We start from the raw sequence: 23559 nt of genomic DNA, 5'->3' as shown, positions 1-23559 counted from the left end.
TAAATTTTCGAGGTTTCAGGGAGAAATATTATGGGATGGTGGAATACAATCGTAAATGGAGCACAAATAGCAAAGGATACTGTTACTGACAGTGTAAAATGGATTTGGGACTGGACCTACACCCCCGCGGTCAAAGTCTCCACCTTTGCATTCAATATGATGTTTTCAACATTAGAGCAAGTGCAAGCGTTAAAAACATCACTTCCAGCACTAGGCTCAGAGCAATCATATAAAATAGTTAAAGCAGCCACTAAGATCGCGGTCTACCAAATTGCGCCCTTGATCCTAATCAATATGGCCAATGCATCCTTGCAAACAACCGTTAGAAACGGACGTGACAATGAAGAAGATGCCTCTCTGTTATACAATGCCATGGTGATTCCTGCCGCCACAGCCATAGACTGGGCAGTTTGGGGATGGACTACTCAACGTTCATCTCATATGCTCGCGCAGACCATGGCCATTGATACCATGGGTGCTGCTGCATTTAATACGACAAAACCAAAGCCTAAAACTAAAGAACTTACACCATGTGAACGGGAACATTGTAATTTTAAACGTAAGGTCAAAGGCTCGCTTCGTGAATTTTTCGTATTATTTTTAAATGATTTATTAACTGGGGGAGTAAGTTACCTACCCTATGCTGGCGAAATTGTCGCTTTAATCTTAAAAACAGGCTTTGCGGGTGATTTAATCACTCGTGGCGCAAATTTAGATCGTTGCGAACGTCACCGAGCGTCAGCAGAACGGTCGAAAATATGGTCTTTAGGTTTAGCCTATGTAGTAACAGAGATGCTTTTAGACAAAGCGCTGCAATCCACCGTTGGCATACCTACTTATGCAGTCCATAGAACCATGCGTCACATGTTAATGCTACTTTTTATTAATAATGCCACCCAGATGAAAATCGACTATGTTGAGCCAGGAAAGTATGATTTATTAGATCCAGTCGTCGCTTATGGGAAAGCCAGTGGCTTTTTAGCCGATGTTATTATTTCTGGTTCCAAAGCAGAAATTGCCCGACTATTTCAACCCCAACCTAATAAACAACCATTCATTTCCGTGCCCGATATTTTAAGACGACTCACTGAAATACTAAATAGTGATTTAGAACGATTAAACAGACCTAAACCAGGTCCTGTAAAAATAGTAGCCAAAAAAATTGCACCCAGCATTTATTACGACTCCAAAGCGGCGGTCAATGACCCGGTATTCCGTATTTTTTGGCCAGACATGCACGAACTCGGCCTCGATATTATCGATATTGTAAAAATGGCTGGCATTCCTGTAGCAAACCTTACCCGATCGCACATACCCTTAGTTGCCACGGCCATAAGAAATGCCGTACCTGAACTGCTGTATCAACGCTACGGGCTCTCTCCCAAAGTCACCACATTCCTTATTAACTTATGTTCAGATGAGGATTTTTGGAAGTTTGTACAAGCGTTACAACAGTGGTTACAACGCCATGAATTACGCGAAGCCCCACCCCTGGCCACTGCCAGTGATTCGCAATTGTCCTCATTACATGAATCCCGAGATCACACACCGATACAGGAAGAAAACCAAGAGTTACGGGTTCTCAACACAGAAACACCGCCACTGGTCGACTTAAAAATTGACACGGCCCAAAACCATCGAGAATTAAACATCCATTCATTTCATCGAAGACCGAATACAAGAAGGGAGAAAGCACAAGAATCTACGTCATTGTCTTTGAGTAATGCCATACAGAGCAATTATTTTTAAATAATTATCTGCGACGACTACCTAAAGTTGTCAATTTTAAACAATTTGTAGAGTAAACGTAGGCTGGGCTGGTAAGCCCAGCAAACATTATTTGTCCTCTCCCGTTGCTGGACTTAACAGGTCTGCCTACATTCAGATGAACCCCAAAACTGTTGGTCTTAGTAAAATCAATTGCTTACCTGCAACTCGATTAAAATAGCCAGGCCATTATCTTGCTGAATTTATTACACCTTGCTATTTAAACCACTCTAGTGCTATATTTGCGCGCGGATTAGTCCATTAAAATACACCTTTTCAATATGCTCGGAATATGAATCGAATATTGTCCACTCCCAAAGCACCAGGATTTTTATGCTTGACTATAGGTCTAGTTACCTTCCTGACCTTGCTCATTAATGTTTCATTTAAAATCGTTGTATCGAAGGGATTGGTATTTTCTATTCATGCGATTATTTGCCCAATAATTGCGAGTTTTTACCTTATCGCATTACGCAAATGCACGCAAAAAGAGCAGCGACATATACTAAATATTTCACTCATGTCTTTATATGCCTTTTGTCTTGGCGTTTATGTATTAATTAACCTGCCCACTGTAGGACATATGCGGGAAAATCCTGTCTATCAAATTGTGTTTGATGATCTTCCCAAAAAATTCTTCGCAGTAACCATTTCCTTTGTGCTCAGTTTTTATGTGCCTCATCTTTTGTGTAGTGCCAAAGCTCCGAAGATTTTCTCCTCCCCTCAACACTGCATGCTTTTAGCATTATTTGGCGGTTTGAGCTTTTTTATTTTAAATTTTTTCCTTTTATTTTTAGGCGAGCATCTTCATAACTTTCAGCAAATTATGCTCGACTCATTAATGATTGCCACATCCTTGCTGTTAGTTATAGGCATTATCTATTTAGCGATTTATTTAAAATACCTACAGCTCCCATTTCTGGTACAACGTGATAATGAACAGTTTCCCCTCTGTTATTATTTGAGTGGCATTGCCCTAGTGATTATGTTGATTTGCCTAGCCTGTGAGTATCGTATTGTCACCTTGGTTAATCGTCACTGGATTTTAGCTGCCAGCGCCTTGTTCTTTCCGGTTACTTTAGCGATTAGTACTTTGATTGGTGAATTATGGGGCTATCAAGCAAACTTAAAATTGAGCCTGATTATCATTGCCACTCAAGTAATTTTTGATATTTTATTATCGGTCATTGTTATTCTGCCATCACCTTGTTTTTGTAACTCAGAATCCTTTTACCAATATATTATGATGCGAAGATTACCAGCAACATTTCTAACCTTATCCGCAACTTTTATGAGCAATGCCTTGTTACTACATTATCTGAAGCGCCATGCGGTACAACGGCCGTTACGCATCCTGATTGCGAATGTCTGTGCGAATTCTTTATTATGTTTGATTGACTACAGCTTATTGTTTGGTGGGATTTATTCTTACGATCAAATTATTAATTTAGTCGTCAACGTTTGGCAATATAAATTGTTTATCACGATCTTATTACTGCCCTTGATTCTGAAATTTTGCAATCAAATTGAAACCAATGTCAGTAAAAACGTAGCCCGTATTAGCGTAGTATAATACAGGCATTCAGTGCCGCTGCATCAAAGATTACGCGGCACATCATTCAGGCTACACTTACTCTTAATCTTTTTTAATTGGGCGCTTCCAGCCATAAATGGTTTTTTGCTTTGATTCGGTCAAGGTCAACTCACCAGGTGGAACATTCTTACGAATGGTACTGCCCGCACCTACAGTGGCATGCGCACCAATCGTTACTGGAGCCACTAATTGAGTATCCGACCCAATAAACGCCCCATCTTCAATCACAGTCTTATGCTTATTCACCCCATCATAATTACACGTAATCGTACCCGCACCGACATTAACTTTTTTCCCTAGTTGCACATCACCTAAATAACTCAAGTGACTGGCCTTACTGCCCTCCTCAAATACTGCTTTTTTGGTTTCTACAAAATTACCAATCTTACACTTTGCCGCTAATTGCGTGCCAGTGCGTAAACGTGCGAATGGCCCTATTGCACACTCATCACCAATGGTACACTCCTCCAATACACTGTTCGCATAAATTTCGGTGCCAGCACCAAGTGTTACATCGGTCAACACGCAGTTGGGGCCAACAACGCAACCATCACCCAACACAACCTTTCCATTGAAAACACAGTTCACATCAATGAATACATCTTTACCGCAAATTAATTCTCCGCGCAGATCAAAACGGTGCGCATCAGCAATGGCGACCCCTTGCAGCATTAATCGCTCTGCCTCACGCCGTTGCCAGACACGTTCTAATTGCTGTAATTGTAAACGATTATTAACCCCATTAATCTCCGACACATCCTTAGTTTTTAAGGTCGCAATGATGGACTCATCAGCTACCGCTAAGGCAATAATATCGGTTAGGTAATATTCCTGTTGGGCATTTTTATTGCTTAATCGAGGCAACCAATGCGCTAAATTTTCTGCGCTTGCGCAACAAATGCCCGTATAAATTTCTTTGATATTCTTTTCTTGCTCATTTGCATCTTTTTCTTCTACAATGGCATAAACTTTGCCTTGACTATCTCGAATGATACGCCCCAAACCAAAAGGGTTTTCAAGGTGGGCAACTAAAAGTGCCAAAACGGATTGATGAATATCCGCGGGTTTGCTACATTCAACTAACGATCGAAGGATATCGGCTTGAATAAGTGGCACATCAGCAGATAAAACAAGAACTTGTGCTTGTGGTGGAATATGAGGTAGCGCTTGCATTAATGCATGTCCCGTACCTAATTGTTCTGCTTGATGAACCCAATGCACAGGTAAGTCAGGGAGTGAGTTCTTAATTTTTTCACCACCATGACCATAAATAACATGGATTGCATCAGGGTTTAATTGCTGTGCAGTTTCCACTACTCTAACCAACATGGGCTTTCCAGCAATAGGGTGAAGCACCTTAGGAGTATTGGAGTACATTCTTTTACCCTGTCCTGCAGCTAATATTACGACGTGTAGATTCATGAGATTTGTTATTCCCTAGGTTAAAAACAATAACAGGTATGCAATGAAGCAATTTTTACGTTATCAGTAAATTAAGTTTGTTTATGATAAACAAATTGCATTTAAAGGAGTAGAGCAATGACGATATTTGTTAAAGCAGCTAAAGATCTAATTAATCGAGTTTTACTTAAGTCGATTGAAGACTCCATCGCCGAAGATAAAAGCACCCTTTACAAATGGTTTAGAGATACTGAACTTTCTGAAAAACAGCGGGAGCTAACCCGCGGCTTACAAAAAGAAATTGACGACTTCAAAAATCTGGATTCTGACGAAAAAAGTCTTGCAGCCCTAAAAAAATTAGTTATTGATACAGATCTGATTGTGCAAGAGCAGAGAAAACTCAAGCAATGGGATCGGGGACATCTTAATAAGACATTGACCAATATCAATTCAACATTAGACCGATTTTATAATCTGATTTCCACCCAAACATTCAAACTGACGGATTTAGCAGACAATACGGAACCATTCAATATTCTTTGCTTTTATGCGGCATACTATTTAGGTGAAAATATTATGTGTCCAGTTGAAGAAGATATTTTTACCAAAACACTTGATACTATTGCGAGCAAAGTTTCTAGCTCCCCTATAGAGATCCGCGCCAAAAAAGAAGAATGTCTAATTAAAAACCTTATCGATTGCAAGAAAAAACTCGATGGTTTAGATACTGAACGAGATGAGTATAAGGATCTTTGCCTGACCTTTGTTAATGACGCAATAAAAGCGATTATGCGCGAAAATACAGAGATTTGTGAAGAATCAAAGCCCGTTGCCTCATTGCCCATTGTGTCATTTTCCGGGCTTGGCCTCAATGTTAAAGCATCACCGATTAAACCCAGCAGAGGGCGCTTAAGAACAGCGATGCAAAATGCGGAAGAAGATATTAAAGATTTGTGTGTGGACAGCAAAGCCAAAATCTCGGCCACTATGTAATAAAACGGGTTATAAAATATAGCTCAATTGATTACCCGTCATTGCAAGAAATAAGTTAGGCTGTACCCCGGGAGTTCGAAGCACCAAGCCCTGGGTTGCAGTACTACATTCGCAATGATGGCGCATTTACATTAGGAATAAAGTTCGGGCAAATTAAGGCCTCAACTCACCGCAGAGATTCATTTCCATCATGGTTTTTATTTGTGGAATATCGAGTTTTTTACTCAACAAATAGAGTAGCTTACAATGTGCTGCCTCGGGAGTCATATCATGACCACTAATAATCCCTGCCTGCTTTAAGGTATGTCCGGTTGCATATTGATCCATTTCCACCCGCCCTTGCTGACATTGGGTACAATTAATAATAATAACACCTCGAGCACAGGCATCTTTGAGCAAATTTAAAAAACGTGGATCATTATTTTGCGCATTTCCCGCCCCATAAGTTTCTAAAATTAAACCACATAGAGGCTGATTTAAAATATAGGCTAAAACATCGGAAGCAAAGCCGGGAAATAACCGGAAATTAGCAATGAATTGCGGCTCAATCGTTTGCAGACGAAATGGATTTACAGATGGCTGTAATAAAAGCCCATGGTGAACTTTGATATCAATGCCTATGGTTGCTAAATGCGGATAATTAGGTGAGCCAAAGGCATTAAAACCTTGCGCGCTAATCTTTTGCGTACGATTACCACGCAATAAATGCTGATTGAAATAAATACATACTTCGTTAATAGGTTGATGCGCACAAAGCCAAAGCGAAGTAACAATGTTATCGATTGCATCATTACGCACCTCAGATAAAGGAATCTGAGAACCAGTAATAATGACTGGCTTTGCTAAATTCTCCAGCATAAAGGATAAGGCTGATGCCGTGTAAGCCATCGTATCGGTGCCATGAAAAACAATGAAGCCATCAAATTCATCATAATGATCGGCAATATCTTTAGCGATACGGTTCCAATCGCTTACGGTCATATTTGATGAGTCGAGTAAGGGATGATATTCCTTGATCGTATATTCCGGTAAGTCCTGATGCGTTAATAATGGATTTTGCTTTAAAGCAGAAGCAACATATCCCAGTGCAGGTTCATATCCATTTTCAGTTTTAATACAACTGATCGTTCCACCAGTGTTAATAATTAAAATATGTTTATTCATCAGACTTTAAATTTTGAGTATTTTGTCCTAATTATATATCTAACATGAACAAGGTTAAAGCAAAGTGCTCCCTTGTTTTATTTATCCATATGGTCAAGCTGAGTGTTAATTAGCTCCATTGATTCAAGATTTTAGTAATAGTTATATTTTTTTTAATAATAATTACGGATTTAATTGCCAAGTTCTTGCAGTTTATGGAAAAATCAAGGTATTAGCGATTTAGTCTAAACAGTGACATCATGGTGATTGATCGTGCCGGTTATCGGTTGAATGTAGGTATTATCCTAGTCAACGACCAAAACAGAGTATTTTGGGGAAGAAGAAGTGGACATGATGCCTGGCAATTTCCACAAGGTGGGCTAGCTGCTGGGGAAACATCAATACAAGCAATGTTCCGAGAGTTACATGAAGAAATAGGATTAGATAAAGAAGATGTTGAAATAATAGGTTCTACTAAGCGCTGGCTTAAGTACAGACTTCCGAAACAATATCTGCGTCATGGCAGTGAGCCCTTAGTAATTGGCCAAAAACAAAAATGGTTTTTACTAAAGCTGGTTGCTAGTGAACAAAAAGTAAAACTGGACCTGAGCGATTCGCCAGAATTTGATAGCTGGCGTTGGATCGATTTTCATGAACCAGAAGGGCAGGTTATCTTTTTTAAGCGCCAGGTTTACTCTCAGGCCTTAAAAGAGTTAGAACCTTTATTAAAAAAAAATCGTCGTACTCCCTATGGTATGAAACGGAAAAAGAGGTAATCATTGGCGTAGATGCTTAAGGTACTGAAACGAATAGTTCAAGAAGTCACCGCAGCCCAGCAGCTCTCTGAGGCCCTTGGCATATTGGTGCAACAAATTAATAAAGCCATTAATGCCGAGGCCGTTTCCGTTTACCTTATTGATACCAAACATGCTGAGTACGTACTCATCGCGACCGAAGGCTTAAATAAGCAAGCCGAGTCTCGAGTACGTGTTTCCCTCGACAGTGGCTTGATTGGCCAAGTCGGACGACGTGAAGAACCTATTAATCTGGAAGACGCCCCCTCACACCCTGATTTTTATCATCATTCCTTATTGGGTGAAGAGCGCTTTAAAGCATTTCTTGGGGTTCCCATCATTCAACACCGTAAACTCTACGGTGTCTTAATAATTCAGCAAACGGAACAACGTTGTTTTGATGATATAGAAGAATCCTTCTTAATTACGCTGGCGGCTCAGCTGGGTGGTATTATTGCCCATGCAGAAGCCACTGGTGAATTAGCTGAATTAACCCAGCCCAAGCCGATGGGTGGCGTGGAAAAAATTGAAGCCAGCTCCACCTCTTTAGCCGGAATTGGTTCTGTTCCTGGCATTGGTATTGGTACTGCAGTTGTGGTGTACCCCCCTGCGGATATTGATGCCGTTCCTCGCCATCCAGTAGAAACCTTGGATGAAGAAATCAGCACCTTTTATGAAGCCTTAGAAGCGACTCGCGATGACATGCAGCGCTTAGGGCGACGCATGAAGGCCGTGGTTGCAGAAGAAGAACATGCATTATTTGATGTGTATTTACGTATCCTGGATAAAGACAGCTTAGGTGCAGAAGTCGTCCATGTAATTCGCGAAGAAAAAATCAGTGCTCAAGCAGCTTTAGCCACCGTAATCAAAAAGCATGTGGCTCAGTTTGAAAGTATGGAAGATTCCTACTTGCGAGAACGAGCTAGTGATTTTCGGGATCTGGGGCGGCGGGTATTGGCGGCCTTACAATGGTCGCAACATGAAGAATTAGTTTATCCAAACCGTACTATTTTGATTGGCGATGAAGTAACCGCCGCGGCCCTTGCTGAAGTACCTGAGGGGTGCTTAGCAGGTGTGGTTTCTGCCAAGGGCTCAAATAACTCCCATGTAGCTATTTTAGCGCGTGCCTTAGGCGTGCCTACCGTGATGGGAGTTCGTGGTTTAAAACTAGAGTATGTTAACCGTCGTGCCATTATTGTCGATGGCTATTTTGGCCAGGTACATGTTTCGCCATCAAAAACCGTATTAACTGAATTTAAACTTTTAGAACAAGAAGAACAGGCGCTCAATCAAAGTTTGGTCAGTCTACGCGATAAACCGGCAGAAACCATCGACAGTTATAAAATTTCCCTGCAAGTTAATACCGGACTTGCTATGGATGCGGGTCTATCCATGAGTGTGGGCGCAGAAGGGGTTGGTTTATACCGCTCTGAAGTTCCCTTTATGAGCCGAGATCAATTCCCCTCTGAAGATGAGCAAACCATTATTTATCGCCAAACCCTAAAAGCATTCGCCCCCCGTCCAGTAACCATGCGTACCTTAGACATCGGTGGCGATAAAGTTTTACCTTATTTCCCAGTAGAAGAAGATAACCCATACTTAGGCTGGCGCGGTATACGAGTTACCCTCGATCATCCTGACGTATTCCTTATGCAAGTACGAGCCATGATGCGTGCCAGTGAAGAATTAAATAACTTGCGTATTATGCTGCCAATGGTGACCACCCTGAGTGAGGTCGAAGAGGCAACTTATCTGATTGACCAAGCTTATGCTGAATTACTGGAAGAAGGCTGTAACATCGCCAAACCCAAATTAGGGGTGATGATTGAAGTACCGGCTGCCGCTTATCTTGCGCGCGAAATCGCCAAACGGGTCGACTTTATTTCCGTCGGCAGTAACGATTTAACCCAATACTTTTTAGCCGTAGATAGAAATAATGCACGCGTGGCCAGCCTCTATGACTCCATGCATCCTGCCATGTTGCGTGTTTTACTTAAAGTTGTTGAGGGAGGACATGCAGCTGGAGTTGAAGTGAGTATTTGTGGTGAAATGGCCAGTGATCCTTTAGCCGTAATTTTATTAATTGCTATGGGCTTTGATACCTTAAGTATGAACTCTGCAAGCTTACCCCGTGTGAAATACGTAATTCGTAATTTTGCGATTGCCAATGCACGTAAAATTCTTGCTGAAGTACTTGAATTTGAACATCCCGCAGAAATTCGTCTGCATTTAGAAAAAGCATTGGAGGCAGAAGGCTTAGGCGGCTTAATTAGAGCTGGGAAATCTATATAGTGGAGAGTGCGATCCTTCATGGTGTCATTTACTTATTAATTGGCGCCTTTACAGGAATTGTTGCTGGTTTATTTGGAATTGGTGGTGGTTTAGTTGTCATTCCAAGCTTAGTCTTTGTCTTTCAGCACATGGCTATTATTCCTCATAATATGCTCATGCATGTGGCCGTTGGCACCTCTTTAGCCATTATGATTATTACCTCGCTTTCAGCAGTCAGATCGCACCACAAGGTCGGCAATATTCTGTGGTCAGTACTCAAAAAATTATGGCCAGGCCTGATCGCAGGGACAATATCAGGCTCTGTTCTCGCTGCGAAGATACCGAATGCTTGGTTAAAAATATTTTTTGGCGTTTTTCTGCTGTTTGTTGCGCTCAAAATGCTGTTCGATAAACCCAAGGAGCAGTCCACATCATTTCCTAAACAATCGATAATTTTTCTCATCTGCTTTTTTATCGGTCTTACCTCCGGACTGCTCGGGGTTGGTGGAGGAATTTTAATTGTTCCTCTCATGACCCACTATGGCATCCCTGCACGTAAAATTGCAGGCATATCCAACTCCTGTGCATTTACGATTGCCCTGATTGGTACGATAACCTTTATTATCATCGGTCTCCGTGAAACAGCGGCAATCCCCTATACTCTTGGTTATGTTTACTGGCCAGCCATTCTTCTCGTTGGCGCGACCAGCAGTATGTTCGCCCCCATAGGAACGAGGTTACACTACAAATTACCAGTCCATCAATTAAAGTATGGCTTTATCCTATTGCTTATTTTAACCTCATTAAAAATGCTTCTCTAAAGGAACTTATCGCTTATGCTCTACTATCCCTATATTAATCCAGTGGCGTTTTCACTAGGGCCCATCCAAGTACATTGGTATGGCTTAATGTACCTTATTGGTTTTGTTAGCGCCTGGCTTCTCGCTCATTGGCGCATGAAACACTATAAATTAGATTGGAATTCTGACCAAATTAGTGATTTGATTTTTTATGCTGCCCTAGGCGTGATCATTGGCGGCCGTGTTGGCTACATGCTCTTTTACGATTTTCCCGTATTAATCCATACTCCTTTGTCATTATTTAAAATTTGGGAGGGAGGAATGTCATTCCATGGCGGTTTGCTCGGTGTTATTGGCGCTTTATGGCTGTTTGCGCGCAAATACAAACGCCCCTTCTGGGAAGTCAGTGATTTCATTGCGCCTTTAGTCCCCATCGGTCTTGGCGCGGGACGTGTTGGTAATTTCATCAATGGCGAGCTCTGGGGCCGCGTAACCGATGTTCCTTGGGGCATGGTTTACAGCCATGTTGATAACCAGCCTCGCCATCCATCGGAAATCTATGAGTTTGGTTTAGAGGGTATCGGTTTATTTATCTTAGTTTGGTGCTATGCCAGCAAGCCCCGCCCTGCTGGTCGAGTATCCGCGATGTTTCTAATCGGTTATGCGGTGTGCCGTATTATTGCGGAATTTTTCCGCCAGCCGGATCCTCAATTAGGCTATCTTGCATTTGACTGGCTGACTATGGGTCAAATTTTATCCGCTCCTATGATACTATTAGGGCTTTTTTTATGGTGGCGAGCTGAACAATGAAAACATACTTGCAATTATTAGAGCATATATTACAACACGGAACTGAAAAAACAGACCGCACAGGTACGGGAACCTTATCCGTCTTTGGCCATCAAATGCGCTTTGATTTACGCCAAGGCTTTCCTTTAGTAACCACGAAAAAACTACATATGCGCAGTATTGTGCATGAGCTATTGTGGTTTTTAAAAGGTGACACGAATATTGCTTATCTCAAAGAAAATGGTGTCTCTATTTGGGATGAATGGGCCGATAGCAATGGTGACTTAGGGCCCGTCTATGGCAAACAATGGCGCAGCTGGCCCACTGCCGATGGTCGTCATATTGACCAGCTCAGTGAAGTGCTGCAGCAAATCCAAAAAAATCCCGATTCCCGCCGCTTAATTGTCAGTGCCTGGAATGTAGGAGAACTGGACCAAATGGCATTAATGCCATGCCATGCTCTGTTTCAATTTTATGTAGCCAATAACACCCTATCATGCCAATTGTATCAACGCTCTGCAGATGTCTTTTTAGGCGTACCGTTTAATATTGCTTCTTACGCTCTCCTAACGCATATGGTGGCAGAACAATGTGGGTTAGAAGCGGGGGAGTTTATTTGGACAGGTGGTGATTGTCATTTGTATTTAAATCACTTGGAACAAGCACGTACCCAATTAAGTAGAGAGCCATTCCCTTTGGCTCGCTTACATATCAAACGGAAAGCAAATTCCTTATTTGATTATGTTTATGAAGATTTTGAGTTTGTGGATTATCAATCCCATCCTACAATTAAAGCACCAATTGCTGTGTAGATGTATCGTCCTCATCATCAGATGTCCCCAACGAAAAGTCTAAATTACTACCAACACTTTTCGTTGGCGAATCTACCGGTGTGTGCACTCCTAAAGAGAAGCCAGGAGAAAGATGAGTGCCACCACTTTTAGTTGATAAATGCTCTGGTGTGTAAACTCCTAAAGAGAAACCAGGGGAAGGATGGGCACTTCCACTTTTAGTAGATGAATGCTCTGGTGTGTAAACTCCTAAAGAGAAACCAGGAGAAGGATGGGTACTACCACCTTTAGTTGGCGAATGTGTGGGAGTGCAGATACCTAAAGAAACTCCGGGCGAAGGAGGCGTACCAGCTGTTGATGAAGGCAGCTCACCATCAAAGAATGCTGACGAAGAAGACCTACGACGATGTTGCGAACGAGAATTCGGAGTATGTACACCCAAAGAAACACCAGGAGAATGAGTTGTACTACCTGTTCCTACCGCGTTATTAGGCGGTGTCCTGGAAAAGTGCTCATCCTCATCTACCTGTAAACCTTCAGCTACAGTTGTGTTTATACCCGCGTTGCCGATATAAATATAAGTATCCTGCTTAGGAATGCTATTGCCAAAATCAGCTCCAGACAAAATTGGCTGCTGTTCAGGGGGAACAGTCGAACTCCCACAGCAAAAAATTTTCTTTAATAGTTCAAATATACTCATCAAAAATAATCCTCGAAAAGGAACAAGTGGCGTAGCTCTTAAGAACTACAGTAAGGGTCAAGTGAATTTCGTCGTTGCAAGTTTGGCGCAGCAACCCAGAATGATGCGGCGTTGCCACTCAATGCTGGATTGCCTCACGTTGTTCACAAGGGAGACAGTTTTTTATTTAATGTTAATAAATGACATCTCCGTGAACACTGACGAATTACATTACCATTAGCGATTTATCCAATTGCTGGTCAATATCATTCACTTTATTTTGGCCTTGAGTTGAGTTATACAAGCCATGTCCACGAACTAATAAAGAGACAACGATTACGGCCAGACCTAAGCCCGTTAAGGCAATGGCTATATTAGCCAAGACTACCATCTTATAATTACGGTGAGTAGACATTAATTCATCTTGAGAATGCAGCTTAGTATGAAACTCATTTTTAAACGCTTCTTCATTGCGCGCCTCAGCCGCCGTTTCATAATAGTTTTGCAAATCATTGGTCAATTCTACGGCCAACTGCATGGCTGCATTTGCTTTTTGAGGACAAGCTGTTTTTAAGCGCAAACCATAAGTATGCATTGCTTTAATACTGGCCCGTAAAGCCGATAACTCTTTAGGTGCTTGCCAAGCATTAAAATCATAATTATCCAGTTCCTCCTGAGTCAATTGTGGCTCAGCGTGTAAGGTCGGTGAAGTAGAATCCGCGCTTATTGATTCCATCTGCTCCTGTTCAGGAACTAATTCTTTAGTTAGCAATGAAGTATTTGTAGATAGTTCTTGCTCATCTTGCACACCTAAAGAAGAAAGACTTGGACTGCTTGATTCTTGTAATTCCGATTCAGGAGGCAACTCGTCAGCAAACAATGGAACAACTAGAGATAACTCTTCGGCATCTTGAGAATTAGAATCAATGTCATCAAGCTCATTTTGCATGGGAACAGCCCATACCGTTAAGTCAGCCGTAGGAAGGGCTTCTTGCACTGCCGCAACTGCTGCTCTGGTAAAAATCCCCCATAGAGCAAATGAATTATTCTCCGGACTAACAGGTGAACCGCTGACACTGAATTTTATCTCATTATTTTGATACGACGAGAGGAATAAAGTGGCGTCCCTAGTCATCAAAGACTTCATCAGCACACAATAAGTAGTGATCCGAGGATCACTGTATTTTATTTTAGTCGCATCATTTTCGTAAAATTCCAGAGCTGGAAAATCTGCTTGCTCTAGCTGATCAAGATACATAGTAAATTCACTGTAAATCTGCTTCGCAAGCGCCCTGATGCTCCGATCTTTCGTGCTAGCACGAACATTTCCGTATACATTTTTAACAAACCGAGAGACTGCAGCAGTAGGCTCAACCTCTTGAACAATTTCAGTATGAACATCATTAAAGCCCACTTGTCTGGCTTTTTTATCTTTTTTATCTTTTTTTGGTGTCATAATTTCAATAATAGCGTTGATTAAAAACGCGGAGTGTACTTTATATGATGCTCAATTAAAAGCACACAGCAAAAAATATGGGCACAAATAATCATTGTAAATTCAATGTGGTTATAAATAGATAAATTTGATCTCAACACTCTCAGTCTATAACATTGGAAAGAAATCCCATCCTTAAGTTGCGAAAAAATGTCATCTCTAACTCAGATACAAGCACAAAGCCAAATATTGGAAGCTCTGCACTTGCCCAGGATTACGGTTTTGACTGAATAGCAGTGGCAGCTAGAGCCACTTGAGAATTTTCGGTGGATTATGAGTCGTAGCTAAAGTCGGCGTTGCTGGCCAACCAAAAATAATCGGAACCACAGCTGTCATATTTTCAGGTATTCCTAACTCACTCTTCCATTCAGGTAAATTTAAAGCCGGAACGGAAAAACCAATAACACAGGAGGCAAGACCAAAGGTCAGAGCAGAAAGCATTAAATTTTCAGCAGCCAACCAGCAATCGGCACTAACGAACTCTCCCTTAAATGTACTGCAGATAACGATTAAGCTAGGTGCATTATAGAAAACATTGAACTCCTTTTGTTGCACCACTTGCAAAACGTGCTGTTCCTGCAAGTCCTTCTGTTCCTTGGTGCTCGTGAGCAACTTAGCACTAGCAGAAATACGGTCTAATAAAGATTTATCTTGAACCACTACAAAGGCTCGAGATTCTTCGTGCAGTGCTGAAGGGGCATGAGCCGCAGCATCTAAAAGCTGATTAATAATCTCTGCGTCAACTTTTTGCGGTAAATAATTACGTACCGCTCTGCGATTATGTATAGCATCCATTACATCAATTTTGCTGCGCTTTATTGATTCCGCCTTTTCCATCATCAGCTCCTTGGCTTTTTTTAGATTATAGCATAGCGAGAAGAGAACAAGGCTTAACTGGTTAATTTAGAAATGCTGTCATCAAACAATTTAAAATTATTCTTTCCCTGCTTTTTTACATAGTACATTGCCATATCCGCTTTCTCAATGAGTGATGTATTACCATCTTTGGGGTATAGGGAAACCCCTATACTCAATGTAATATGAAACACATTATTTTCAATTAAAAATTCTTTTGCGAACGAGTGAACTATCTTTTTTACTACCTTAATCGCTTCCTGCTCAGTGGTATTTGATAAAACTAATCCAAACTCATCGCCACCCAATCGAGCTAAGGTATCAATTTCACGGATACAGGTTTGCAGACGTTTTACTGTAGCACATAACAGTAAGTCACCAACAGTATGACCATAAATGTCATTCACTTGCTTGAAGTTATCCAGGTCTAAAAAACAAACAGCAACGCTCTGCCCCTGTCGATTAGCACGCAGTATGGCCTGCTCTAAACGATCCTCAAAAAGTGGGCGGTTAATTAATCCCGTTAAGGCATCGTGTTCTGCTAAATGCTTTAATCGCTCCTCAATTAATTTTTGTTGCGTAATATCGCGAGCAATTACTGAAGCACCGAGTACTTTTCCCTGACTAAATATAGGCGTTATAGTAATGGAAACGGGTATCATCTGCCCATCCTTATGCACCCTTAGCGTTTCAAAGTGTGTGAGGTGCTTATTGGCGGCAACCATATGCATGATATGCTGAAATTCTTCCTGTTTATCTTTAGGAAACAACATTTTTATATTGGCGCCAATAGCCTCTTTTGCGCTATAACCATAAAGATTTTCCGCGGCTTTATTCCAACTCAATATAGTCCCATCTAAATTTTTCCCTATAATTGCCTCATCAGAGAACTCTACGAGTGAAGAGAGCTGAGCTTGTACTTCTTCCATTTTTTTGCGTGCCGTTATATCGTGTCCAATTCCAACAAAATACTTAGAATCACCGTGCTTATCGTTAATCGGGATAATTGAAAAGTCAAACCAATGCTCTGTTTGGTCTTTAGCATAATTTAATAGTTCAAAATGTACAGATTCTTTTTTTTCCACAGCAATCCGAATTTTCTTCAAGATATTTTTATCGGTTTTTTCTCCTTGTAAAATTCGGGGTGATTTACCTAAAACGTCTTCTTCCGCATAGCCCATAACTTTCATAAACGCCTGATTTACATAAACAATTATTATCCCGGGTGGTTTCCGAAGAGGTAGAATCTCCGTCACGATAACAAGATTAGTCGTTTGTTCTACAATCGCTTTATATGGTATTTCTTCGTCCACGATAATAACCCAAGTAATTAATAAGCACAGCTATGAAACATCAATAATCACCTTTAATGCATTTGTTTTTGCTGCTTGTCTAAACGTATCATAAGCATCAAGGATATTTTCAAACTTAAAATGATGGCTGATTAATAATTGCGGATCAATTTTATGCGCGCATACTGTTTTTAATAGCATGGGGGTAGATACCGTATCGACGAGTCGCGTAGTAATGGTGATATTCTGTGACCATAAACGCTCTAAATGTAGATCCACTTTCATCCCATGCACTCCAACATTAGCAATAGTGCCGCCCGCAGCAACCAAATCTTCAGTGAGAACAAACGTAGCCGGAATACCAACTGCCTCTATAGCCGTATCTACACCACGACCATTGGTCATTTCCATCACTTTACTTGCTGCGTTACCATCCTGATTATTGATCACCTGTGTCGCACCTAAACGTTGCGCCAACGCTAAACGATGTTCATCAACATCAATCACAATAATTTCAGCAGGGGAATAAAATTGCGCGGTCAGTAATGTAGCTAAGCCAATAGGTCCGGCCCCCACTATAGCTACAGAATTTCCTGGTTGAACTTTGCCATTTAAGACTCCGCACTCAAACCCAGTAGGCAAAATATCACTAAGCAGAACTAGGGCCTCTTCATTAACGCCATCAGGAATCTTATATAGACTCGTATCTGCTTGCGGAATAAGTACGTATTCCGCCTGCGTACCATCGATCCTATTGCCAAGGACCCATCCACCATGAATACAGTGAGAATACATTCCCCTGCGACAAGGTTCGCATTTACTACACGAAGTGATACAAGAAATAATTACTTTATCTCCAGGGGACATTTCGGTTACCCCAGAGCCTACGCTATCCACGATACCAATTCCTTCATGTCCCAGAATACGCCCCGCAGTACAGGTAGCGACATCACCTTTTAAAATATGCAGATCCGTTCCGCAAATCGTAGTTTTTTTGAGTTTTACCACTGCATCGGAAGGTTTTTTAATAACAGGCTTGTCTCGCTCTTCTACCGCGATTTTCCCAGGGCCTTGATAAATTAATGCTTTCATATACGCATCCTTACGTTAGGGGACAACTTTTTATATTCAGATTATTAAAGTGTGAGCTAGCTTAACAATTTGTCAAGGCTGAATCGGGGTTAGCTTTACAACCCAAGGCAGCTCTAATAAGATGACTCCTCGAATATGGTTTGCAATGGAGTTGAACATGTCGTTTTCGCTGTATGATCTTACTATCCCTGTGATGCTACGCAATTTAGGTATTCTTTCTGAATATATGGATAAAGCTGCTGCTTATGCGATTGAAAAAAATATTGATCCTGCAGTATTAATTAACGCTCGTCTTGCACCTGACATGTTCCCCTTATCAGGGCAAATTCAGCGCTTTAGTGATAATTGCAAAGGAGGCGTTGCCAAACTCGCCGGAATACCCACGCCTCGTTTTCCGGATACCGAGTCAACTTTTGATGAACTCAAGGAGCGCCTTAGCAAAACGGCTAGTTTTTTGCAGGATATTAAACCAGAATTACTTAATGGTGATGATAATCGTCTGATTGAAATCAAAATACACCAGGAAAGTATTTCCCTCAGTGCTCGTACTTATTTATTGTCTATGTTACTTCCGAATATATTTTTTCACTTAACCACCGCGCACGATATTTTACGCCATTATGGGATGAATATTGGCAAAATGGATTATTTAGGATATGCAAATTAGCGTGAAAAACGCAGCTATAACGATCTATGTTGGGCGCATGGCCCAACAGTGAATTCTGGTGTGCCTGCCTTGTTGGGGGCCCAACCTACAATAGCACGGATGTTGTTATCTACTTGCCTCAAAAGAGGTGCGGATACTATCGGGTAATGGCACGGATTTATTTTTAGTATAATCAACCCACACAACCTTACAGCTACCCTGGGCCATTAATACCTCATCCTGGTACAAGTCATGATCCATCATCATGCTGGAGTTACCCATATTATATATTCGGGAACGTAGCGTTACGGTTGCAGGATATACCACCGGTTTTAAATAAGTACAGGCAACATGAACAACCACCGGTCCCATTTGCTCCGTCATCTTTATTTTAAGCTCGCGCAACCATTCAATCCGAGCCTCCTGAAAATAGTCAAAATAACGTGCATTATTTACATGGCCTAATGCATCCATATCCCCCCAGGCAATGGGGAAGGTTTTTTCGTGTACAGTAATTTTGTTTTCAGTCATGATAAATCCATAGGGTCAACATCTACATTCCAGCGAATGCCATTAGTTAATTTATTCATTGTTAACCACTCTCGCAATTGTGTCAAAGAGCTCTTCAATACTTTGCGAGACGATGACTTAATTAATAATTGCATACGGTATTGGTTTGCTTTACGTGGCAAAGGCGCAGGGGCTGGGCCCATGATAGTCAGGGGGTGATTTAGCATTTGTTCCTTCATTGTGCGTAAAAAGTGTAATACGCTATTTGAAACTTTCCCTTGAGCGCGAATCACGGCAAGATAATGATAAGGAGGTAGCTGCGCTTGCTGGCGTGTAGTTAGTAAGGCATCAGCAAAGGGCTCGTAGCCTTGCTGAATCAATAAATTCAATAATGGATGATCAGGTAAATGCGTCTGGATGATTACCTGCCCCGCCTGCTCTGCCCGCCCCGCTCGCCCCGCCACCTGAGTGAGTAACTGGCCTAACTGCTCCAACGCGCGAAAATCCTGGTTGTATAAGCCCGAGTCAGCATCCAGCACCACCACCAGAGAAAGGCGTGGGAAGTGATGTCCCTTTGCCAACATTTGTGTGCCAACAATAAGCTGCGCCTCTCCTCGTTGAATCATCTCCAAATGCTCATCTAAAGCATGTTTTTTACGCACCGCATCACGGTCGATACGTACCACTTGAGTATCTGGAAAATAGGAGCTTAAAAATTCATGCACTCGTTGTGTCCCTGCCCCCACAGGAATCAACTCATGACTTTGACAGCTGCGACAATGATCTGGGGTACGCTGGGTCAACCCACAATGATGGCAAATCATTTGCCCAACCTGCTTATGCAAAGTCAAATGGCTATCACAAGCGCGACAATCCGCCATCCACCCACATTGATGGCATAATAAAACAGGGGCAAAACCACGACGATTAATAAATACTAAAACCTGGTTTTGCTTTTGCAAGTGTTCTTTAATTACATGCAACGTAGGTGTGGCTAAACCATGCTGTAGCGTTTGCGCTCGCAAATCAATCAACTGGTAATGTAATGGCGTGGTAGATAGAGCCTTATGGGTCAGACGTAAGCGCTGATATTTATTTTGTTTGCTGTTATATAAACTTTCCAGACTCGGAGTTGCGGAGCCTAAAATAATCGGGATATTTGCCAAATGCGCGCGCATTAATGCGGTATCGCGTGCCGAATAACGCACGCCTTCCATTTGTTTTAATGAGGAATCATGCTCTTCATCAATCACAATTAAACCTAAGTTAGGCATGGGGGTAAAAATAGCAGCTCGCGTGCCAATAACCATTTGTACTTTTTTTTCTTTGGCTAATTGCCAGGCAACTTGCCGTTCGGATTCATTTAAATTGGAATGAATAACGGCAATAGGCTCTTTAAAACGCGCGGTAAAACGAGCAAGTAATTGAGGAGTTAGGCCTATTTCAGGTACCAATACCAAAACTTGCTTACCTTGTGCTAAAACCTGAGCAATTACCTGTAAATACACTTCTGTTTTACCGCTGCCAGTAACCCCTTGCAATAAAAAACATTGATACTGGTGCAACTGTTCACTTATGGCAGCAACGGCAACCGCTTGTTCAGGATTCAATGGCAAAGGTTGGGATGGCTCTATATCTGCCTGAGTCGGCAAAATATCCTGTTGAGATAAAGCTATCACACCTGTGGCTAATAAATTAAGCAACTGGCTTGAAGTAAACCCCTGTTGCACTAATAACTGTTTACTTACTGGCTCAGTTTGAGTTGCTAAAAAGTCCACCAACTCCAGCTGTTTACGCGCCCGTGCTGGCACTATTTTTTTTGCCTCATCAATGGCCAGCGCTAATTGGTAAAAATCGCCCTGAGGCAACTGACAAGCCAGCCCTAAACGATATTTCTTCGGTAATGCTAAAGGCAACACTTCAGATAAAGCGGATTGATAATAGGTACCAACCCAAGTACATAAAGCCAATAATTCATCTTGAATTAACGGCTCGCTATCAATTACTTCACTAATACTTTTTAACGGTGCAGTTACTTCTGCTAGCTCAAGTTTGCCAACCACTATCCCCAAGCGTACCTGCTTGCGAAAAGGCACCCATACCCGCCCGCCAATACACGGACTAAGTCCTGCCTCGGCTTCATAATCAAAAAAATCACGGCTGGTATGAGGAATACAAACCTGATAAACCGTTTTCATGCCGATCTATGCCATTCATGGCTTGCGGATTGCCCAGGAGCCGAAAAGACCTTCACCACCACTTTTTCAATACGATGACGATCTAATTCGTCCGTATCTTTAATTAATTCATTAACAAACCAACGTGATAATTCTTCTACCGTAATGTTGGTTACGGGCAACATGGTCACATCTTCTTTTAGAAAAGGGATTTTTTTATGATTAAAAGTAAAATAATAATACTCTTCGTCTTCAGCATATTCTAAAAAAGGCGAAAATTGCGGCATTAAAAAGGTTTGATTCAAATGACTGCATAAGTGATGAATACGCTTTTTGTAATAACGATAATCAAAGGTCATGCCATTTTCTTCAACCCAGGTTGTTAGGGCAAGGTAAACGCCGTACATATGGCCATGCAATGGCTCTCGCTCAGTGGCAGAAAAAATAGTGGTATGTCCTGCAGAAAACTTCATTGATTCTTTCTGTAACTCGACCGTAGTCAGGTATTTTTTTATCTTCATAAACTCACTCGTTTATCTAATAGTTGAAACCCAATTAAATCGATGTCCATATCCTTATTTAAAGCGATTACTTTAAACAACTCCCCCATCTCACTGGGTAAGGTCAACTGTTTTATTGCTTGTTTTGCTTTGACTTGTTCTACTTCATCATCCAGCGTATTAATTAAGCCTAGCAAACCGTTTGCCAGCAAAAAAGAGGCTTGGTCCGTATAACCTGCAACATGAAAACCCGCGTGTTGTGCCGCTTCCGCCACATGTGTAAAGTCTACGTGGGCGGTAATATCCTGCGCCCCTGGATGCAGTAAAGGATCCGGATGACTTTGATGTTGATAATGACACATCAAAGTTCCCTGACGGCGGTCTGCATGATAATACTCATGACGAGGAAAACCATAGTCAATTAATAACACGGTCCCTTGGTTCAAGCTGCGGTAAATATTTAAGATCCAATCATCAATAAACAGATTCACCTCAGAAAGATAAGGCAACGTTTCTATAGTCAATCGTTGCTGGATGTAATCCTGTAGCGGTGAATTGTCGCAGGGTTTAAAGACTTCTTTTAATTGCTGCTGCTCGTCTAGGATAACATAACTTTCGAAAATGCCGTCTTCGTTTAGCATAAAACGATGCACAGGCATGGCATCCAATACTTCATTCGCCAACACAACCCCATTAAAAGGAGTCTCCGGCCATTGCTCTAACCAAATAACTTTATGAGCCAAATGAGGAATTTTTTGCTGAATCAACTCTGTCTGGCGATGGCGTAAATTGGCACTCACTTCCAAAATATAATAATGTTCAGGCAAGCAATTAAGCGTCTCCAAATGAGCCAATAAAGCCACGCAAAGCGCCCCACTTCCAGCACCAAACTCAAGAATCTTTGGTGATTCAAGCACCTGCATAATTTGCTGGCATTGATTCGCCAGAGTTTGTCCAAAAAGTGGGCTTAACTCAGGAGCCGTAATAAAGTCACCATGCTTACCTAATTTTTGCAAACCGGAACTGTAATAACCTTCTCCCGGGGCATATAAGGCCAATTGCATGAACTCCACAAAAGGAAGCGCCTGTCCGTCACCAAGCCGTGCTTGTAATGTTTGTTGTATACTCATAACTTATTAATAATGTCGTTAAATACTGCCACTAATCCTTGGCATTTTTTCTAGAGAGGGGAACATACATTGTATCCAATAAACAAACAAGCAGCAAAAGTAGCGTTGGTCACTGGAGGCGCTCGGCGTATTGGTGCCGCCATTGTGAAAAAACTGCATAGCGCTGGATATAAAATTGCAATTCATTGCCGTTATACCTTCACCGAAGCCCAAGAGCTCGCGCAGCAATTAAATGAGCAACGCCCAGATAGTGCCCTTGTTTTGCAAAAAGAATTAACTGAGGCTCATGCTGCACAGGACCTGGTGACAGCGATTAGCGCGTGGGCTGGACAATTGCATTTGTTGGTAAATAATGCCTCAGTTTTTATACGCAATGATTGCCATCAAACTGAAGAAAAAAATTGGGAGCTTCTGTTTAATGCTAATGTGAAAGCGCCCTTTTTATTAAGTCTTGCTGCCCGTCCGCTCTTAGCTAAGAACTCCGGGGCGATTATCAATATTACAGACATTCATGCGGAAAAACCGCTTTCTGGCTACTCAGTTTATTGCCAGACTAAGGCCGCTCTGGAAATGCAGACTAAAAGCTTGGCGCGGGAACTTGCTCCAGAAATTCGCGTCAATGCGGTTGCTCCAGGTTCGATTGCCTGGCCCGAAAATGAAAATAGTTTAAGTCAGGAAATACAACAAAAAATCCTTGCGGAAACGCCTTTAAAACGACATGGAAATCCGGAATTTATTGCACAAGCAGTGCTGGCTTTGGCGGAAAATCCCTTTATTACAGGACAAATTATACAGGTTGATGGCGGCCGTAGTTTGACCTAGAAACATGTTGCAATGCTG

The 23559-nt window shown here is 41.7% G+C and carries 21 protein-coding genes; 10 read left to right on the top strand and 11 right to left on the bottom strand.

The features are described from left to right. The first annotated feature begins 30 nt into the window (after positions 1-30). Together J2N86_RS00800 and J2N86_RS00795 are read left to right on the top strand one after the other, a co-directional pair. On the top strand, positions 31-1749 hold the full coding sequence (locus J2N86_RS00800) for a hypothetical protein (RefSeq protein WP_252580309.1): 1719 nt from the start codon (positions 31-33) through the stop codon (positions 1747-1749). Positions 1750-2059: 310 nt separating this feature from the next. Continuing rightward, the gene (locus J2N86_RS00795; protein ID WP_252580308.1) at positions 2060-3340 is read left to right on the top strand and encodes a VUT family protein; all 1281 of its coding nucleotides are present in this window, start codon (positions 2060-2062) and stop codon (positions 3338-3340) included. A gap of 63 nt (positions 3341-3403) precedes the next feature. On the opposite strand, the gene glmU is transcribed toward J2N86_RS00795, so the two are convergent. Beyond that, positions 3404-4783: a bifunctional UDP-N-acetylglucosamine diphosphorylase/glucosamine-1-phosphate N-acetyltransferase GlmU gene (gene glmU, locus J2N86_RS00790; RefSeq protein WP_252580307.1), complete on the bottom strand. Its 1380-nt coding sequence runs from the start codon at positions 4781-4783 to the stop codon at positions 3404-3406. A 117-nt stretch (positions 4784-4900) separates the two neighbouring features. On the opposite strand from glmU, the gene J2N86_RS00785 reads away from it, so the two are divergent. Continuing rightward, on the top strand, positions 4901-5755 hold the full coding sequence (locus tag J2N86_RS00785) for a hypothetical protein (protein WP_252580306.1): 855 nt from the start codon (positions 4901-4903) through the stop codon (positions 5753-5755). Positions 5756-5908: 153 nt separating this feature from the next. Here the strand turns inward: J2N86_RS00785 and ansA are convergent, their stop codons facing one another. Beyond that, on the bottom strand, positions 5909-6919 hold the full coding sequence (gene ansA / locus J2N86_RS00780; protein ID WP_252580304.1) for an asparaginase: 1011 nt from the start codon (positions 6917-6919) through the stop codon (positions 5909-5911). A 239-nt stretch (positions 6920-7158) separates the two neighbouring features. Between ansA and J2N86_RS00775 the strand changes: the two genes are divergently transcribed. The 5 genes from J2N86_RS00775 to thyA are packed head-to-tail and all read left to right on the top strand — an operon-like array spanning position 7159 to position 12364. Then, positions 7159-7674, top strand: a complete 516-nt coding sequence (locus J2N86_RS00775) for an RNA pyrophosphohydrolase (RefSeq protein ID WP_252580302.1) — start codon at positions 7159-7161, stop codon at positions 7672-7674. 12 nt (positions 7675-7686) lie between these two features. Beyond that, positions 7687-9984, top strand: a complete 2298-nt coding sequence (gene ptsP, locus J2N86_RS00770; RefSeq protein ID WP_252580301.1) for a phosphoenolpyruvate--protein phosphotransferase — start codon at positions 7687-7689, stop codon at positions 9982-9984. Continuing rightward, entirely contained in the window at positions 9984-10784 is an 801-nt protein-coding gene (locus tag J2N86_RS00765; RefSeq protein ID WP_252580300.1) for a sulfite exporter TauE/SafE family protein, read from the top strand. Before ptsP ends, J2N86_RS00765 begins: the two co-directional genes overlap by 1 nt. 15 nt (positions 10785-10799) lie before the next feature. Continuing rightward, complete coding sequence (gene lgt, locus J2N86_RS00760) at positions 10800-11573, top strand: prolipoprotein diacylglyceryl transferase (RefSeq protein ID WP_252580299.1); 774 nt, start codon at positions 10800-10802, stop codon at positions 11571-11573. After that, entirely contained in the window at positions 11570-12364 is a 795-nt protein-coding gene (gene thyA, locus J2N86_RS00755) for a thymidylate synthase (RefSeq protein WP_252580298.1), read from the top strand. Before lgt ends, thyA begins: the two co-directional genes overlap by 4 nt. On the opposite strand, the gene J2N86_RS00750 is transcribed toward thyA, so the two are convergent. The 5 genes from J2N86_RS00750 to J2N86_RS00730 all read right to left on the bottom strand — a co-directional run bounded on the left by J2N86_RS00750 (position 12342) and on the right by J2N86_RS00730 (position 17756). After that, a complete protein-coding gene (locus tag J2N86_RS00750; RefSeq protein WP_252580297.1) occupies positions 12342-13043 on the bottom strand; it encodes a hypothetical protein in 702 nt (233 codons plus the stop codon). The two genes, thyA and J2N86_RS00750, sit on opposite strands and share 23 nt — an antisense overlap. 205 nt (positions 13044-13248) lie before the next feature. Beyond that, complete coding sequence (locus J2N86_RS00745; protein ID WP_252580296.1) at positions 13249-14478, bottom strand: hypothetical protein; 1230 nt, start codon at positions 14476-14478, stop codon at positions 13249-13251. A gap of 282 nt (positions 14479-14760) precedes the next feature. After that, positions 14761-15354, bottom strand: a complete 594-nt coding sequence (locus J2N86_RS00740; RefSeq protein WP_252582463.1) for a nitroreductase family protein — start codon at positions 15352-15354, stop codon at positions 14761-14763. 53 nt (positions 15355-15407) lie between these two features. After that, positions 15408-16685, bottom strand: a complete 1278-nt coding sequence (locus J2N86_RS00735; RefSeq protein WP_252580294.1) for a diguanylate cyclase domain-containing protein — start codon at positions 16683-16685, stop codon at positions 15408-15410. Positions 16686-16715: 30 nt separating this feature from the next. Beyond that, positions 16716-17756: a zinc-dependent alcohol dehydrogenase family protein gene (locus J2N86_RS00730; protein ID WP_252580292.1), complete on the bottom strand. Its 1041-nt coding sequence runs from the start codon at positions 17754-17756 to the stop codon at positions 16716-16718. Between the two features lie 157 nt (positions 17757-17913). Between J2N86_RS00730 and J2N86_RS00725 the strand changes: the two genes are divergently transcribed. Beyond that, entirely contained in the window at positions 17914-18423 is a 510-nt protein-coding gene (locus J2N86_RS00725) for a DUF1993 domain-containing protein (protein WP_252580290.1), read from the top strand. Between the two features lie 105 nt (positions 18424-18528). On the opposite strand, the gene J2N86_RS00720 is transcribed toward J2N86_RS00725, so the two are convergent. The 4 genes from J2N86_RS00720 to J2N86_RS00705 are packed head-to-tail and all read right to left on the bottom strand — an operon-like array spanning position 18529 to position 22719. Then, the gene (locus J2N86_RS00720) at positions 18529-18933 is read right to left on the bottom strand and encodes an acyl-CoA thioesterase (protein ID WP_252580288.1); all 405 of its coding nucleotides are present in this window, start codon (positions 18931-18933) and stop codon (positions 18529-18531) included. Continuing rightward, on the bottom strand, positions 18930-21110 hold the full coding sequence (locus J2N86_RS00715) for a primosomal protein N' (protein ID WP_252580286.1): 2181 nt from the start codon (positions 21108-21110) through the stop codon (positions 18930-18932). Before J2N86_RS00715 ends, J2N86_RS00720 begins: the two co-directional genes overlap by 4 nt. Then, complete coding sequence (locus J2N86_RS00710; protein WP_252580284.1) at positions 21107-21610, bottom strand: 6-pyruvoyl trahydropterin synthase family protein; 504 nt, start codon at positions 21608-21610, stop codon at positions 21107-21109. Before J2N86_RS00710 ends, J2N86_RS00715 begins: the two co-directional genes overlap by 4 nt. Next, positions 21607-22719: a class I SAM-dependent methyltransferase gene (locus J2N86_RS00705; RefSeq protein WP_252580282.1), complete on the bottom strand. Its 1113-nt coding sequence runs from the start codon at positions 22717-22719 to the stop codon at positions 21607-21609. The genes J2N86_RS00710 and J2N86_RS00705 overlap by 4 nt, the downstream gene beginning before the upstream one ends. A gap of 69 nt (positions 22720-22788) precedes the next feature. Between J2N86_RS00705 and J2N86_RS00700 the strand changes: the two genes are divergently transcribed. Next, entirely contained in the window at positions 22789-23541 is a 753-nt protein-coding gene (locus J2N86_RS00700) for a pteridine reductase (RefSeq protein WP_252580281.1), read from the top strand. The last annotated feature ends 18 nt before the right edge of the window (positions 23542-23559 follow it).

It is taken from the genome of Legionella lytica (assembly GCF_023921225.1).
Lineage (GTDB): Bacteria > Pseudomonadota > Gammaproteobacteria > Legionellales > Legionellaceae > Legionella > Legionella lytica.
The sequence above is the reverse complement of the archived record's forward strand: the minus strand, read 5'-3'. Positions and strand labels throughout refer to the sequence as shown.